The sequence below is a fragment of the Variovorax sp. DAIF25 genome (genome assembly GCF_050711835.1).
Taxonomy (GTDB): domain Bacteria; phylum Pseudomonadota; class Gammaproteobacteria; order Burkholderiales; family Burkholderiaceae_C; genus Variovorax.
Map to the genome: position 1 here is coordinate 2,128,753 of NZ_CP136637.1, position 14,539 is coordinate 2,143,291.

At 66.4% G+C, this 14,539-nt stretch carries 11 protein-coding genes; 8 read left to right on the forward strand and 3 right to left on the reverse strand.

Annotated elements, in window-relative coordinates; genetic code table 11:
• The first annotated feature begins 36 nt into the window (after nucleotides 1-36).
• Nucleotides 37-1,620, forward strand: a complete 1,584-nt coding sequence (locus tag R0232_RS44325) for a 4-hydroxyphenylacetate 3-hydroxylase family protein (protein ID WP_431513577.1) — start codon at nucleotides 37-39, stop codon at nucleotides 1,618-1,620.
• Between the two features lies 1 nt (nucleotide 1,621).
• Nucleotides 1,622-2,113: a flavin reductase family protein gene (locus tag R0232_RS44330; RefSeq protein ID WP_208510488.1), complete on the forward strand. Its 492-nt coding sequence runs from the start codon at nucleotides 1,622-1,624 to the stop codon at nucleotides 2,111-2,113.
• Between the two features lie 72 nt (nucleotides 2,114-2,185).
• Here R0232_RS44330 and R0232_RS44335 read toward each other — a convergent pair whose 3' ends face one another.
• Entirely contained in the window at nucleotides 2,186-3,124 is a 939-nt protein-coding gene (locus R0232_RS44335) for a LysR substrate-binding domain-containing protein (protein ID WP_431513578.1), read from the reverse strand.
• Nucleotides 3,125-3,343: 219 nt separating this feature from the next.
• Between R0232_RS44335 and R0232_RS44340 the strand changes: the two genes are divergently transcribed.
• Complete coding sequence (locus R0232_RS44340) at nucleotides 3,344-6,274, forward strand: FAD-binding and (Fe-S)-binding domain-containing protein (RefSeq protein ID WP_208510486.1); 2,931 nt, start codon at nucleotides 3,344-3,346, stop codon at nucleotides 6,272-6,274.
• 19 nt (nucleotides 6,275-6,293) lie between these two features.
• Nucleotides 6,294-7,217 carry a dihydrodipicolinate synthase family protein gene (locus tag R0232_RS44345; RefSeq protein ID WP_208510485.1) on the forward strand — a complete coding sequence of 308 codons (924 nt, stop codon included), beginning with the start codon at nucleotides 6,294-6,296 and terminating at the stop codon, nucleotides 7,215-7,217.
• A 15-nt stretch (nucleotides 7,218-7,232) separates the two neighbouring features.
• Here the strand turns inward: R0232_RS44345 and R0232_RS44350 are convergent, their stop codons facing one another.
• A complete protein-coding gene (locus R0232_RS44350) occupies nucleotides 7,233-8,081 on the reverse strand; it encodes a helix-turn-helix domain-containing protein (RefSeq protein ID WP_208510484.1) in 849 nt (282 codons plus the stop codon).
• A 158-nt stretch (nucleotides 8,082-8,239) separates the two neighbouring features.
• On the opposite strand from R0232_RS44350, the gene R0232_RS44355 reads away from it, so the two are divergent.
• From R0232_RS44355 to R0232_RS44370, 4 genes are all read left to right on the forward strand, one after another.
• Nucleotides 8,240-9,802 carry a sugar ABC transporter ATP-binding protein gene (locus tag R0232_RS44355; RefSeq protein ID WP_281077857.1) on the forward strand — a complete coding sequence of 521 codons (1,563 nt, stop codon included), beginning with the start codon at nucleotides 8,240-8,242 and terminating at the stop codon, nucleotides 9,800-9,802.
• A 19-nt stretch (nucleotides 9,803-9,821) separates the two neighbouring features.
• Nucleotides 9,822-10,907 carry an ABC transporter permease gene (locus R0232_RS44360; RefSeq protein WP_208510483.1) on the forward strand — a complete coding sequence of 362 codons (1,086 nt, stop codon included), beginning with the start codon at nucleotides 9,822-9,824 and terminating at the stop codon, nucleotides 10,905-10,907.
• Nucleotides 10,908-10,969: 62 nt separating this feature from the next.
• Nucleotides 10,970-12,076 (forward strand): substrate-binding domain-containing protein, encoded by a 1,107-nt coding sequence (locus R0232_RS44365; protein ID WP_208510482.1) that lies wholly within the window; start codon nucleotides 10,970-10,972, stop codon nucleotides 12,074-12,076.
• A gap of 118 nt (nucleotides 12,077-12,194) precedes the next feature.
• Entirely contained in the window at nucleotides 12,195-13,442 is a 1,248-nt protein-coding gene (locus R0232_RS44370; RefSeq protein ID WP_431513579.1) for an LVIVD repeat-containing protein, read from the forward strand.
• A 112-nt stretch (nucleotides 13,443-13,554) separates the two neighbouring features.
• Here R0232_RS44370 and R0232_RS44375 read toward each other — a convergent pair whose 3' ends face one another.
• Nucleotides 13,555-14,466: a bestrophin family protein gene (locus tag R0232_RS44375; protein WP_431513580.1), complete on the reverse strand. Its 912-nt coding sequence runs from the start codon at nucleotides 14,464-14,466 to the stop codon at nucleotides 13,555-13,557.
• Between the last annotated feature and the right edge of the window lie 73 nt (nucleotides 14,467-14,539).

Sequence of the window (14,539 nt, forward strand, 5' to 3'; positions counted from 1 at the left end):
ATGTTGGGACCGATGAACTTTCACAAGGAGAACGCTATGAACCGATCGATGAACGAAGCTGCCTTCCAGGGCAAGGACCTGTCCGGATTTCTCAAGGGCGAAGGACACGAGGGGATCTACACGGGCGACGAGTACCTGCGCAGCCTGAACGACGGGCGCGAGGTCTGGATCAACGGCGAGCGAGTCGCCGACGTGGTGAGTCATCCGGCGTTTCGCAATGCCGCCCGCATGACGGCGCGCCTGTACGACGCCATGCACGATCCGCAGCGCCGCGCGCTGATGACCGTGCCGATCGAAGGCAGGGAGGGCTATGTGACGCATCGCTTCTTCCAGGCGCCGCGCAGCGTGCAGGAGCAGGTGGCCAGCCGCGATGCCATTGCCGAATGGTCGCGCATGACCTTCGGCTGGATGGGCCGCACGCCCGACTACAAGGCGGCGTGGATCGGAACCCTGGGGGCCAACGAGGGCGCCTATGCCGAGTACCAGCCGAACGCGGACCGGTGGTACGACTTCTCGAGGCGCCGCGTGCCCTACATCAACCATGCCATCGTGAACCCGCCCGTCGACCGATCGCTGCCGGTCGAGCAGTCCGACGTCTTCATCCGCGTGGAGCAGGAGACCGATGCCGGCCTGATCGTGAGCGGTGCCAAGGTCGTTGCCACGGGCGCGGCGCTCACGCAATGGACGTTCGTGGGCCACTACGGCGTGGTGCACAAGGACAAGCGGTTCTCGCCGATCTTCATCGTGCCCACGGGCGCGCCCGGCGTGAAGCTGATCTGCCGCAACTCCTACGAACAGGCCGCGGCCGTGATGGGCAGTCCGTACGACGCGCCGCTGTCGAGCCGGCTGGACGAGAACGACTCGATCCTGATCCTGGACAAGGTTTTCGTTCCGTGGGAGGACGTGCTGATGTACGGCGTCGATCTCTCGAACACCTTCATCAAGCAGTCGGGTTTCCTCGGGCGCACCCTGATGCACGGCTGCACCCGGCTGGCCGTGAAGCTCGACTTCATCGTCGGCCTGTTCCTCAAGGCGGTCGAGATCACGGGATCGAAGGAGTTCCGCGGCGTGCAGGCGGCCGTGGGCGAGGCCATCGGGCTGCGCAACGTGATGTGGGGCCTGTCCGATGCCATGGCGAATTCGGCGCAACCCTGGGGCGACGGCTACTGCGCGCCGAACGTGCACACGGCGCTCGGCTACAGGACCATCCAGTCCGATGCCTATTCCCGCGTTCGCAACCTCATCCAGAAGACCGTCGCCAGCGGCCTGATCTATCTGCCGTCGCATGGCGCCGACTTCAAGAATCCCGCCATCCGCGGCTACCTCGACCGCTATGTGCGCGGTTCCAACGGGATCGACGCGCAGGAGCGGGTGAAGGTCCTGAAGCTGCTCTGGGACGCGGTCGGCTCCGAGTTCGCGTCCCGGCACGAACTCTACGAGATGAATTACTCCGGCAGCTACGAGCAGAGCCGGCTCGACCCGCTCACGGTCGCCGAACACAGCGGCTTGACGGACCGGATGAAGGGCTTTGTCGACCAATGCATGTCGGAGTACGGGCTCGACGGTTGGCTGGCGCCTGACCTTCGCGCCGCCGGCGAGGCGGTGCGGGGAGGCCTCTGAGATGAGCAGCCAGATCGCTCCCGCCGACTTCCGGCGCGCCATGGCGAGCTTCGCGACCGGCATCACGGTGATCGCGGTGGAGGGGCCCGACGGGGTGCATGCGATGACCGCGAGTGCCTTCATGTCGGGGTCGCTCGCTCCGCCCCTGGTGGTGCTCTGCGTCGATCGCAAGAGCCGCATGCACGACCTCCTGCTCGGCGCGGATCGCTTCGGCGTGAGCGTGCTGAATGCCGCGCAGCAGGAGGTCAGCAGCCATTTCGCGAACCAGGCCAGGGCGCCCGAGGCGCCGCGCTTCAGCCGTCAATGGGGCGCGCCCGTCCTGCAGCAGGCGCTCACGCGGATCGTGGCCGCGCACGAGTCGCACCATGACTGCGGGGACCACACGCTGTTCGTCGGGCGCGTGGAGCAGATCGGCCACGAAGGCGGGCCGCCGCTGCTGCACTTCGCGGGGCGGTATCACCGGCTGGCCGGTCTCGAGACGGCGACGGCGTAGTCGCGCGGGCCATGGCGGCCAGGCGAAAGCGCCCGCCATGGCATCGCGTGGCGCCGAGGCCCTCTGGCGAGATCACGCGGGCGTGAGCGGGATCGGCCGATCCTGCGCACGCCGCGGCGATCCGTCGCGCTGTTCCAGAAGCCAGTCCCGAAACGCGATGATGGGCCGCAAGGAGAGCTTCTCCGGGGGGATGAACAGGTGGTACGCGGCGCCGGTCCTCAGAGGAAGGTCGAAGGCCGTCTCCAGCACGCCGGTTCGAAGCTCGTCCTCGACGAGGAAAGCCGGAAGCAGCCCCACGCCGATGCCCGAGGCCACCGCCTGGATCAGGTGCGAGGTCAGTTCAAACTGAGGGCCCAGTCGCATCCGGTTGACGGGCAGCCCCTGCGACACGAACCAATCCTTCCAGACATAGGGGCGCGCAGCGACGAGCAGCAGCAGGTGCTGCGAGATGTCCGCGGGCGACTTCATGGGGAGCGCCTTGTGCAAGGCGGGACTGATCACGGGGACGACGACTTCGTCGATCAGCGGATAGGACACGAGCCCGGGCCGGACGCCGTCGCCCACGCCGATGGCGACATCCATGCCCGCGAGTGCCAGATCGAACTCTTTCACGCGCGAGTGCATGTGCACGAGGATGCCCGGGTGGGCGCCGTAGAACGAGTTCATCCGCGGCATGAGCCACTTGGCCGCGAAGGTCGGCAGCGATGCCAGATGCAGCGAGCCGCCGCCCGTCCGGTACGCGATGGCCTGCAGCGAGGCACTGCTGATGCGCTGCAGTGCGGCACTGACTTCTCGCTGGTACATCGCACCGGTGTCGGTCAAGGCGATCTTGCGGCCTTCACGACGGAAGAGGGGAACCTCCAGCAGCTCTTCGAGTGCCTGCACCTGCCTGCTCACGGCACTTTGCGTCAACGAAAGCTCGGCTGCCGCTCTCGTGAAGCTGAGGTGGCGCGCGGCGGCCTCGAAAGCCACCAGCAAGGACATGGACGGTGTCAGGCGTCGAGGATTCATTCATAAAGCTCATGCATTAACTGCAGAACATACGTTTTTCCCCGGCGTAGGTAAAGGGGAGACTTGGTGGCTGATCGATGCCGGAATTCCGGCTCATTCGAATAGCGAATGCAAAGCAAGAGATAGGTCCATGAACCCCAACCCCTGCGAACCCATTTTCCTCGCCTCCAGCGATGCTGGCCTGGGCGCGTCTTGTGTGCGGCACACCACGCCCGAAGCATGACGACGATCTCCCCGCCCCAGCGCTGGGCCGCGCTCGAAAGGGAGCTTCGCGCCGCACTCGGCGCCTCGGTACGTTTCGACGACGGCCATCGGGCGGTGTATGCCTCCGATGCTTCCAACTATCGCCAGGTGCCCATCGGCGTCGTGGTGCCCCGATCCGTCGACGAGTTCGCCGAGGGCGTCGGGATCTGCCACCGGCACCAGGCGCCGGTTCTGCTGCGCGGTGGCGGCACCTCGATGGGCGGACAGACAGTCAACGTCGCGGTCGTGTTCGATCTGTCGGCCTTCTGCAACGACATCCTGGCGCTCGACCCGATCGCCGGCACTGCGCTGGTGGAGCCGGGCGTCGTCTGCGACAAGCTCATCGCCGCCGCGGAGGTGCATGGCCTGACCTTCGCACCCGACCCGTCGACCCACAGCCGCTGCACGCTGGGCGGAATGATCGCCAACAACTCATGCGGGCCGCATTCCGTGATGGCCGGCAAGACGCTCGAGAACGTCGAGGCGCTGGAGGTCATGACCTACGACGGCGCGCGCTTCTGGGTCGGTCCGACCTCGGAAGAGGAACTGTCGCGGGTCATCGCGGCCGGTGGCCGCCAGGGCGAGATCTACGCGAAGCTGCGCGACTTGCGCGATCGCTATGCCGAGTTGATACGCGGCAAGTTTCCGGACATCAAGCGCCGCGTCTCCGGCTACAACCTCGACCAGCTGTTGCCCGAGAACGGCTTCAACGTGGCGCGGGCCCTCGTCGGCACCGAAGGAACCTGCGCGCTGACCTTGCGTGCCAGGGTGCGGCTGGTGAGGAGCCCACCTCGGCGCGTCGTGCTGGTTCTCGGCTTCCCGGACATCTACGTCGCGGCCGACGCGGTGCCCGAATACCAGCGTTTCTCGCCGATCGCCATCGAAGGACTGGACCGCGCCATCATCCGCGGGCTGCAGGCGCGCAACCTTGCGCAGGCCGAGATCGACCTGCTGCCCGAAGGCGATGCCTGGGTCATGATCGAGTTCGGTGCCGATTCGCTCGAAGACGCGACGGCGCAAGCGGAACGGGCGGCCGCCTATTTCAGCGAGCGCCCGACGGGTCCTCGTCCCTCCAGCTGGGTCGTATCCGATCCCGCCATTCAGCGGCGCATGTGGTCGATTCGCGAGAACGGCGCCTCGGCCACGCAGCTGTCGATCGACCCCGCCATCCCCGACCCGCAGGTCGGGTGGGAAGACGCGGCGGTCGACCCGCTTCGGCTAGGGGACTATCTGCGCGCCTTCCAGGCGCTGGTCGACCGCTACGGCTACCGGACCTCCCTGTTCGGTCACTTCGGCGATGGTTGCGTGCATGCGCGCATCACGTTCAACCTTCGCACGGTCGAAGGGGTGGCGCAGTTCCGCGCCTTCATCCGCGAAGCCGCGCAGCTCGTCGTCGATTGCGGCGGGTCGCTCACGGGCGAGCACGGCGACGGCCAGGCGAGGGCCGAGTTCCTGCCGATCATGTTCGGCGACGAGCTCATGGACGCCTTGCGCGAGTTCAAGCGCATCTGGGATCCGTCGAATCGTCTCAACCCCGGCAAGGTCGTCGATGCCTATCGTGTCGACGACAACCTTCGCATGGGGCCGCGCTACAAGGTCGTGAAGCTGCAAACGCGCATGGACTTCCGTGGTGCCGAAGGCGACGGGTTCCAGCGCGCCGTGGAGCATTGCGTGGGCATGGGGCGCTGCCGCAGCACGCAGGCCAACACGATGTGCCCGAGCTACCGGGCGACCAGGGAAGAGCGATTCTCCACACGGGGGCGTTCGCGGCTGTTCTGGGAAATGCTGCAAGGCGACCTCGTGAAGGAGGGCTGGAACAGCGAGCCGCTGAAGGAGGCGCTCGACACCTGCCTGGCCTGCAAGGGCTGCAGGAGCGACTGCCCGACACACACGGACATGGCGTCGTACAAGGCGGAGTTCCTGTCCCACTACTACGAGCGGCACATGCGTCCGCGCCAGGCGCTGGCCATGGGGCGCATCGGCGACTGGGCGCCGTTGGCCGGCAAGTTGCCGTGGCTGGCGAACCTGCTGACCCAGACGCCGGGCCTGTCCTCCATCGCCAAGCGGGTGGCCGGCGTGGCCGCGGATCGCGACATGCCGAGATTCGCGGCGAAGACGTTTCGCCGCCTGAGCAGGACCAGAAAGCCTGCCGATGCGACGCGCCAGCGAAAGGTCATCCTGTGGGTGGATACCTTCTGCGAGCACTTCCATCCCGAAGTGGCGAGCGCCGCGGTCGAGGTGCTGGCGGATGCCGGCTTCGAGGCGGTGCTTCCAGCGACACCGCTGTGCTGTGGCCGACCGCTCTACGACTTCGGCTATCTGGACCTAGCGCGCGAGAAGCTGCGCCAGACGCTCGCGGTGATCGACCGGCAGCTGGACGAAGCCAGCGACGGCCCGGTGGCCGTGGTCGGCCTCGAGCCGGGCTGCATGTCGGTCTTCAAGGACGAGCTGCTCAAGATGTTCCCCGACGACGCGCGCGCCCGGCGCCTGGCCGACAGCGTCTGCCTGCTGGGCGACTTCCTTCACGACCATGGCTACCAGCCCGCGCGCATGGAGGTCGACGTGCTGGTGCATGCGCACTGCCATCAGAAATCCCTCTTCGGCACGAAGGGGGAGGTGGCGCTTCTGCAGGCCATGGGGGCGCGGGCGGTCCATCTGGACAGCGGATGCTGCGGCATGGCCGGCTCCTTCGGGTTCAACCCGGAGCACATCGAGATATCGAAGGCGGTTGGCGAACTCGTGCTGCTGCCCGCGGTTCGTGCGGTCAGCGCCGACACCGTGATCCTCACGAATGGCTTCAGCTGCCGCGAGCAGATCCGACAGGGGACGGGCCGCGAAGTGCAGCACCTCGCCGAGTTCCTTCTCGCGGCGTTGCGTCGCCCCGCCCAGGGCACGCCCACCGTTTGACGCAAAGGCCGACACGACCATGACCGACAGAATCCGAGGCGTTCTCGCGCCGGTGCTGACGCCTTTCAACGCGCAGCTCGAACCCGATGTCCCGCGCTTCATCGCGCACTGCCGATGGCTGCTTGGCCACAAAGCCGGCCTTGCGGTCTTCGGCACCAACTCGGAGGCTGCGTCGATCACGGCCTCCGAACGAATGGCGTTGACCGACGCGTTGCTCGAAGCGGGCCTGCCGGCCGGCCGGATGATGCCCGGCACGGGGGCGTGCGCGCTGCCCGAGGCGGTCGCGCTCTCGCGGCATGCGAGCAAGGCCGGTGCGGCAGGGTTGCTGGTGCTGCCGCCGTTCTTCTTCAAGGGCGTCTCCGAAGAGGGCGTGTTCGCCTACTACGCGGAGATCATCGAACGCGTGGGGAGCGGCTGTGCGCGGATCTACCTCTATCACATTCCTCAACTCACCTGCGTGCCCATCACGCTCTCGTTGATCGAGCGGCTGCTCAGGCGCTACCCGGAGGTGATTGCCGGCGCGAAGGATTCATCGGGCGACTGGGCCCACACGCAGGCAATGATCGACAACTTCGCAGGCGCCGGCTTCGATGTGTTCCCGGCCAGCGAGTCGTTCCTGTCGGCGGCCCTGCCCCTCGGTGGCGCCGGCTGCATCAGCGCCACGGTCAACGTGAATCCTGCAGGTATTCACCGCGTGTTCGAGGGCTGGCGCAGCGCCGAAGCCCCGCGGCTTCAGTCGGATGCCGATCGTGTTCGCAAGGTGTTCCAGGGCCCTCAGATGATCCCCGCGATGAAGCAGGTCCTGGCCAGTTGGTCGGGGGATCCGCAATGGGCGACGGTGCGTCCCCCGCTCGTCGAGCTCGACAAAGCGGCCGGCGACAGGGTCATTGCCGAGTTGAACGCCATGGCCTTCGACATGCAGGGCTACCCAGGCGCTCGATAGCAAGGCGCGGCCTGGCTACGGGCCCACCGCGAGCGCGCTGCCGCTGTTGAAGAAGTCCTTGGTGTAGGCGCTGGGCGTTTTGCCCGTGAACGAGGTGAACGCGAGCGTGAACGCCGCCACGCTGTTGAAGCCGACCTCGAGCGCCGTCTGCGTCACGGACAGCCGTCTGAGCGTCAGTAACTCGATCGCGCGGGCCATTCTCAACTCCTTGAGAAAGCGTCGCCAGCTCATGCCGAGCTCGTCCTGGAAGTGGCGGCGCAACGTCCGGACCGAAGTGCCGGCGGCCTCCGCCGCGAGCTCGATCGTCACCGACTCGAGCCGCGTGCGGCTGTAGGCAATGGCCCGCTTCAGCTCGACCGAATCGCCGAATGGAATCCACATCATGCGCGAGCACTGGAACCACTCCTTGCAAAGAAGGCCCAGCGCGTTGAAGTACGCGTTGGCGACCGGGTCGTCCACGGCGCGGTCGCGCCCCCAGCGCAGCGCATAGCCGAGCATTTCCTTGGCGAGGCTGTTCGTGGGTGCCGCCCAGCAGCCCTCGTGTTCCCACACGGTGTGCTGCGCGCTCAGGTGCACCACGCCGACCACCGCATCCGCACTCGTGTAGATGCGATACGGCCTGCCGTGCGGCACGAAGATCATGTGCGCGGGCAGCAGCGTCCATTGGCCGTGGGGCCCTTCGATCTTCACGCTGCCCTGCTCGATGCACAGGATCTTGTTCTTGGGGTCGCCCAGCGAGCCGATGCGCAGCTTCCCGGGTTTGACCTTCTCCACGCACTCCGCGAATTCATCGGTGCACTTGAACGGATTGCCGGGGTCGTCCTGCGGCATTTCCCAATCGGCGCGGGCGCAGTCGGTGCTCATTGCGGATGTCTCCAGGTGCGTCTCGGTCGCGCGATGTCTGGCCGTATTTCGATGATCGCGTGGCCGTTTTTAGATTGAAGCCTCTTGGGGCCTGATCGAATAATACTAAAAACAAAAATAGAACCACAAAAGAACTGAATTCGGCCAAAGAGCCATCCATGGAGCGAGACATGACAGCGACCCATCCCCGCGAGAAGGAGCCCTCCCTCTCGCAACCCGCCCCGATCCTCGCGGTGAAGCACATCGGCAAGCGCTTCAACGGCGTGCCGGTCCTCAAGGACATCAGCTTCGACGTCCACCCCGGCGAGATCGTGGCGCTGCTCGGCGAGAACGGCGCGGGCAAGTCGACCTTGATCAAGATCCTCGCGGGCGTGCACGCGCCGTCTTCCGGCGGCCTGCTGTTCCGGGGCGAGCCGGTCGATGCGCGGGCCCTGCATGGCCAGCTTGCCTTCGTGCACCAGGATCTCGGGCTCGTCGACTGGATGACGGTCGCGGAGAACATCGCGCTCGCAACCACGTACGCCAGCCGCCATGGACTGATCGCGTGGAAGCAGGTCCGCGAACGGGCACGCGAGGCGCTGGCGCTGGTGGGTGGTGACATCGACCCCGACCAGCGCGTGGCATCGTTGTCGCGTGCCGAGCGATCGCTGGTCGCCATTGCGCGCGGCCTGTCCAGCCGCGCCGACCTGCTGGTGCTCGACGAGCCGACAGCCAGCCTGCCCGAGAGCGAGGTGCAACAACTGCACCAGGTGCTGCGCAAGCTGCGGGCTCAGGGCGTCGCGATGATCTACGTGTCGCATCGGCTCGACGAAGTGTTCGCGCTATCCGACCGGATCGTGGTGCTGCGCGACGGCAGCCGGGTGGCGGATCAACCCACGCATGCGACGCAGCCCGCCGAGCTGATCCGCCACATCGTCGGCAGGGAACCCGACTCGGTCTTCGTGCGCCCACCGGTGACCGCGGTCGCGCCCGTCGCCTTGTCGGTGCGTCGGCTGTGCACCGAAGATGCCGGTCCACTGAGCTTCGACGTGCGGCGCGGCGAGATCCTGGGCCTCGTGGGCCTGCGTGGCGCGGGGCATGACAACGTGGGCAAGGCCTTGTTCGGCGCCGAGCCGATTCTGTCGGGCACGGTGCTGCTCGACGGGCAGCAGGCCGACCTGTCGACGCCGAGCGCCGCTTTGCGCAGTGGGCTGTGTCTCGTGGCCGGAGATCGCTACGGCGAGTCGATCGCGCCGGGGCTCAACATTCGCGAGAACCTGTTCCTCAATCCGAAGGCCACGGGGCGCACGCCGTTCGCGCTGCGTTCGGCGGCGAACGAAGCCGACGAGGCGCTGGAGCTCGGGCGGCGCGTGGCGCTCAGGCCCAACGATCCCAACGCGCTGATCGAAACCCTGTCGGGCGGCAACCAGCAGAAGGTGGTGATCGCACGCTGGCTGCGCATCGGCGCGCAGGTGCTCGTTCTCGAGGACCCGACGGCTGGCGTCGACATCGGCGCGAAGGCCGAGATCTACCGGCTCCTGGGCGACGCGGTGCGAACCGGCATGGCCGTGATCCTGATCTCCTCGGACTTCGAGGAAACCGCGCAGATCTGCCATCGCGCACTGGTCTTTCGCAACGGCGCCATCGCGCGCGAACTACCGCTCGAGCAACTGAGCGTTTCCGAGCTGCTGCATTGCGCATCGCTCGACTACGGCGTCGCGCCGTCCCTCCCCCTTCATTGAACGCCCGAGGTCCTCCACCATGCAATCCCTCAAATCCAATGCGCTCGAACCCACGCGGCGCGAACTGGCGGCTCTGCCGCCGCTGTCGCGCTTCACGCGGCTGCTGCCCGTCTTCGGGCTGCCGATCCTCACCTTCCTGCTGGTCGCGCTCTTCACGGTCACGCTGCCGGACACCTTTCCCACGCTGCTCAATGCGCGATCCATCACCGGAGACAAGTCGATCATCGCGATCCTTGCGCTCGCAGCCATGATCCCGATGTCCACCGGCCGCATCGATCTGACCGTGGGCTACGGCATCGTGATGTGGCACATCCTGGCCATCAGCCTGCAGACGGTGTACGGCTTCGACTGGCCGGTGGCGGTGCTGGTCGTGCTCGCGCTCGGTGCACTGCTGGGGCTCGTGAACGGCATGCTCGTGGAGATCGCGCAGATCGACTCGTTCATCGCGACGCTCGGGACGGGCACGGTGCTGTATGCCCTGGCCATGTGGCACACGGGGGGCAGGCAGGTGATCGGCACGCTGCCCGTTGCGTTCACCTCGATCTTCTCGACCTCGCTGTTCGGACTGCCTATCGCGACCACCTATGTGATCGTGCTCGCCATCGTGCTGTGGATCGCGGCGGACTACCTGCCGATCGGCCGCTACTTCTACGCCATCGGGGCCAACCCGCGTGCCGCCGCGCTCAACGGCATACCGACGCGGCGCTACGTGATGCTGGCGTTCGTGGGTTCGGGCGTGCTGACCGCGTTCGCCGGCGTGGTGCTCGCAGCCAAACTGCGCATCGGCCAGGCCAGCGTCGGTCTCGACTATCTGTTGCCCGCGCTGGTCGGTGCCTTCCTGGGGTCGACCACCATCAAGCCGGGCCGCGTGAATGTCTGGGGCACGGTGTTCGGCGTGGCGATCCTGGCGGTGGGCATCGCGGGCATCCAGCAAATGGGCGGCGATTTCTATGTCGAGCCGCTCTTCAACGGCGCGACGCTGCTGGTCGCTATCGGCATCGCGGGCTACGCCCAGCGTCGCCGCCGCAGCCCGCGCCGCGGCCCCGCCGGCAACACACCCGTCACGGCGCCGGCCGAAGAGGGCGGTGGATCCCACCGCCGCTGACGCCCATCGAGCTTCCCCCACCAACGAGCCATTCCCCCACCAAGAGCCAAACCGGAGACATCATGAAACGAGCACGCATTCTTTCTGCCACGGCGATCCTGCTGGCCAGCCTGTCGGCCCATCTTCATGCCGCGGACGACATCGTCGCGCAGGCAAAGGCGTACACAGCGGAGGCGACGAAGTCCAGCCTGCCGTGGTCCGGTCCGACCACCGGACCGGTGGCCCAAAAGAACAAGACGATCGTGTTCGTCTCGGCAGATCAACGCGACAGCGGTCCGCGCGGCGTTGCGCAGGCCGTGCAGCAGGCGGCAAAGGCGATCGGATGGACCTATCGGGTCATCGATGGCCAAGGCTCCATCTCCGGGCGCTCCGCGGCGCTGAACCAGGCCATCGCACTCAAGCCCGACGGCCTCGTGCTGGGCAGCGTCGATGCCAAGGAGCAGTCGGCGCTGATCCAGCAGGCCGCCTCGAGCGGGATCAAGATCGTGGGCTGGCATTCGTCGGCGAAGCCCGGTCCCGCCCCTCAACAAGGCATCTTCACGAACCTGACCACCGATCCCCTGGACGTCGCGAAGGCCGCCGTGATGTACGTGATCGCGCAGTCCAACGGCAAGGCCGGCGTCGTGATCATGACCGACTCGACCTACGAGGTCGCCACCGCCAAGGCGGATGCCATGGCCGCCTTGGTGAAGCAGTGCGCGGGGTGCCAGCTTCTGAAGATCGAGGACACGCCGCTGTCGGATACGGCGGCCCGGATTCCGCAACTCTCCGCGACGCTGCTTCAGCGCTATGGCGCGAAATGGACCTGGGCTCTGACCATCAATGACATGCCATTCGACTTCATGTCGCCGACGCTGCAGCAAGCCGGCTACAAGGGAACGGGCCCGCTGCTCGGTGTGTCCGCGGGCAACGGCAGCGAGTCCGCGTTCCAGCGCATCCGCAACAACGACTACCAGGCCGCCACCGTGGCCGAACCGGTTTCGCAGCAGGGCTGGCAGGCCGTCGACGAGTTGAATCGCGCATTCGCCGGTGCTCCCGCGACCGACTACACCTCGCCCGTGCACCTCGTCACGCACGCCAACATCGGTCTCGAAGGCGGCAAGGACAACGTCTACGACCCCGACAACCGCTACCGCGACATCTACCGCCAGATCTGGAAGACGAAGTAGGCCTTCATTCCCGAGCGTCGCCGCGAATCGCGTTGGCTTTCGTCGGCCTTCGTCGGCTCTCGGCGGCGCGTCGCAAACAACCCGCACCCACATTCAGCAGATGACAAAGACATCCACCATGACACCCGACTTCGCGCGCAATCTTCGCCTGGTCGGGCACAGCGACCAGGGCGGCCGGGCAGACGGCGTGCAACTGATGGTTCATCGCGGCTACGCGTACATCGGTCACATGTTTTCCAAGGGCTTCAGCGTGGTCGACGTTCGCGACCCTCGACACCCTCGGACCGTTGCCTACCAGCCGGCACCGCCGAACACCTGGAACATCCACCTGCAGACCCATGACGACCTCTTGCTGGTGATCCATGCGAAGGACATGTTCGCGGCCGACGAGTTTCAGGATGAGCGCGAATACTATCAAGGCGCACTGGGACGCAAGGTGGGCACCGCACAGCCCGATCGCAACGCGAGAAACTGGCGCGCCGGTCTTGCCGTCTACGACATTTCAAAGGGAGACAGACCTCGCGAGATCGGGTTCATGCCCATCGAGGGCGGCGGTGTGCACCGCGTCTGGTACACGGGGGGACGCTGGGCCTACGCGTCGGCGCTGATCGACGGCTTCTCCGATTACATGTTCATCACGATCGACATGTCGGATCCGACGCAGCCTCGAGAAGCGGGCCGATTCTGGTTGCCGGGGATGAATATCGCGGGCGGTGAATCACCGTCATGGGATGCGTCTCGACGCTACGGACTGCATCATCCCATCGTGCACGGCGACACGGCGTACTGTGCATGGCGCGATGCGGGCCTCGTCGTGCTCGACGTGAGCGATCGCTCGAAGCCGAGCCTGCTCGCACATCGAAACTGGTCGCCTCCGTTCGGAGGCGGAACGCACAACTGCCTGCCGTTGCCCGATCGCGATCTGCTGGTCGTGCTGGATGAGGCGGTGCTCGACCATCAGGAAGATGGCGAAAAGCCGATCTGGATCTTCGATGTGCGCGAGCCGTCGAATCCCGTCAGCATCTCGACCTTTCCCAGCCCTCGCGAGACCGACTACAAGCGCAAGCCGGGGCATTTCGGCCCGCACAACTTGCACGAGAACCGGCCCGGAAGCTTCGTGAGTTCGGAGCTGATTTTTGCGACCTACCAGAATGCCGGGGTTCGGGTGTTCGATATTCGCGATCCCTTTCAACCGCTCGAGGTCGGCGCCTTCGTTCCGCCGCAGCCGGAGCAACTGATGGATCGCCGACCGAACAGGGCGAAGGTGATCCAGTCCTGCGATGTGTTCGTCGATGCCGGCGGACTGGTCTATTCGACGGACTACAACGGCGGGCTCTACATCCTCGAGTTCGACGGACTTCGCTGAAAGGAAGAGCCGCGCCGCTCATGGCCTTCGACTCACGCGCAGGACCAAGTTGGCCGCCGTGTGGTCGAGGACTGGCAATTTCCCGCGGAATCTGCGCACGAACCCCGACTGCCTACGTCTGCACGTACCCCACGCCCTTCGCGCTCGGCACCGGCAGCGTCTCGCCCATCATCTCGCGCACGCTCGCCTCGATGGTGTGCGACATCGCATCGAGCGCGAGGTCGTTGGGTTCCATGCCGAAGGGTTCCTCGATCTCCGCGCCGAGCGCTTCGAGCGCGAAGAAGGTGTAGGCGATGAAGGCCACCACCACCGGCGTCATCGCGCCGATGGCATCGACCAGCCCGAAAGGCAGCAGCACGCAATAGAGGTAGATGGTGCGGTGGATGATGACCGCGTAGGTGAACGGGATCGGCGTGCCCGCGATGCGCTCGCAGCCGCCCAGCGCCTCGGTGAGCCGGCCCAGCGGCAGCTCGATGGCCTGCGCGAGCTCGGGCGCGAGCCGGCCCTGCAGGCGCTGCGCCTGCAGCCATTCGCCGACCATCAGCAACAGCACGGCGGGCTTGAAGCGCACCGTTCGCAGACGTGCGCAGTCCTCTTCCGGCAGCAGGCGCGCGAGGTCGGCCGCTGCATCGGTGCCGCGCAGTTGATGCCGCAGCGCGTGCACGAAGGCGATGAGCCGCGCGACCGGCAGCGCGATGCCCTCGCGCGAGGGCAGCAGCGTGATCAGCTGGCGCACCAGCGTGCGCGTCTCGTTGAGCAGCGTGCCCCAGAGCGTGCGCGCCTCCCAGTAGCGCGCGTAGCTCGTGCCGTTGCGAAAGCCCAGGAAGATCGCGAGCGTGAGGCCGATCAGCGAGAAGGGCACGAAGTTCAGCGGCACCTTCCACTGGAACAGCTGCCCGTGCAGCACGGTCACGAGGATCGCGAAGCCGGTGGTCCACAGCAGTTGCGGCACGATCGACGACAGCACCGAGCCGTGCCAGACGAACAGCATGCGCAGCCAGTGGGGACGGGGGCGGACGATCATGGGGCGGCCATTATCGCCAGCGCCGCGGCCCGTGCGTCCTCGGCCTACAGGCGGCTCGCGCGGTGTTTGCAAG

Bases quoted from the DNA above. Each gene is read 5' to 3' on its own strand.
- R0232_RS44325 (WP_431513577.1), top strand. From the start codon at position 37: ATGAACCGATCGATGAACGAAGCTGCCTTCCAGGGCAAGGACCTGTCC.
- R0232_RS44330 (WP_208510488.1), top strand. From the start codon at position 1,622: ATGAGCAGCCAGATCGCTCCCGCCGACTTCCGGCGCGCCATGGCGAGC.
- R0232_RS44335 (WP_431513578.1), bottom strand. From the start codon at position 3,124: ATGAATCCTCGACGCCTGACACCGTCCATGTCCTTGCTGGTGGCTTTC.
- R0232_RS44340 (WP_208510486.1), top strand. From the start codon at position 3,344: ATGACGACGATCTCCCCGCCCCAGCGCTGGGCCGCGCTCGAAAGGGAG.
- R0232_RS44345 (WP_208510485.1), top strand. From the start codon at position 6,294: ATGACCGACAGAATCCGAGGCGTTCTCGCGCCGGTGCTGACGCCTTTC.
- R0232_RS44350 (WP_208510484.1), bottom strand. From the start codon at position 8,081: ATGAGCACCGACTGCGCCCGCGCCGATTGGGAAATGCCGCAGGACGAC.
- R0232_RS44355 (WP_281077857.1), top strand. From the start codon at position 8,240: ATGGAGCGAGACATGACAGCGACCCATCCCCGCGAGAAGGAGCCCTCC.
- R0232_RS44360 (WP_208510483.1), top strand. From the start codon at position 9,822: ATGCAATCCCTCAAATCCAATGCGCTCGAACCCACGCGGCGCGAACTG.
- R0232_RS44365 (WP_208510482.1), top strand. From the start codon at position 10,970: ATGAAACGAGCACGCATTCTTTCTGCCACGGCGATCCTGCTGGCCAGC.
- R0232_RS44370 (WP_431513579.1), top strand. From the start codon at position 12,195: ATGACACCCGACTTCGCGCGCAATCTTCGCCTGGTCGGGCACAGCGAC.
- R0232_RS44375 (WP_431513580.1), bottom strand. From the start codon at position 14,466: ATGATCGTCCGCCCCCGTCCCCACTGGCTGCGCATGCTGTTCGTCTGG.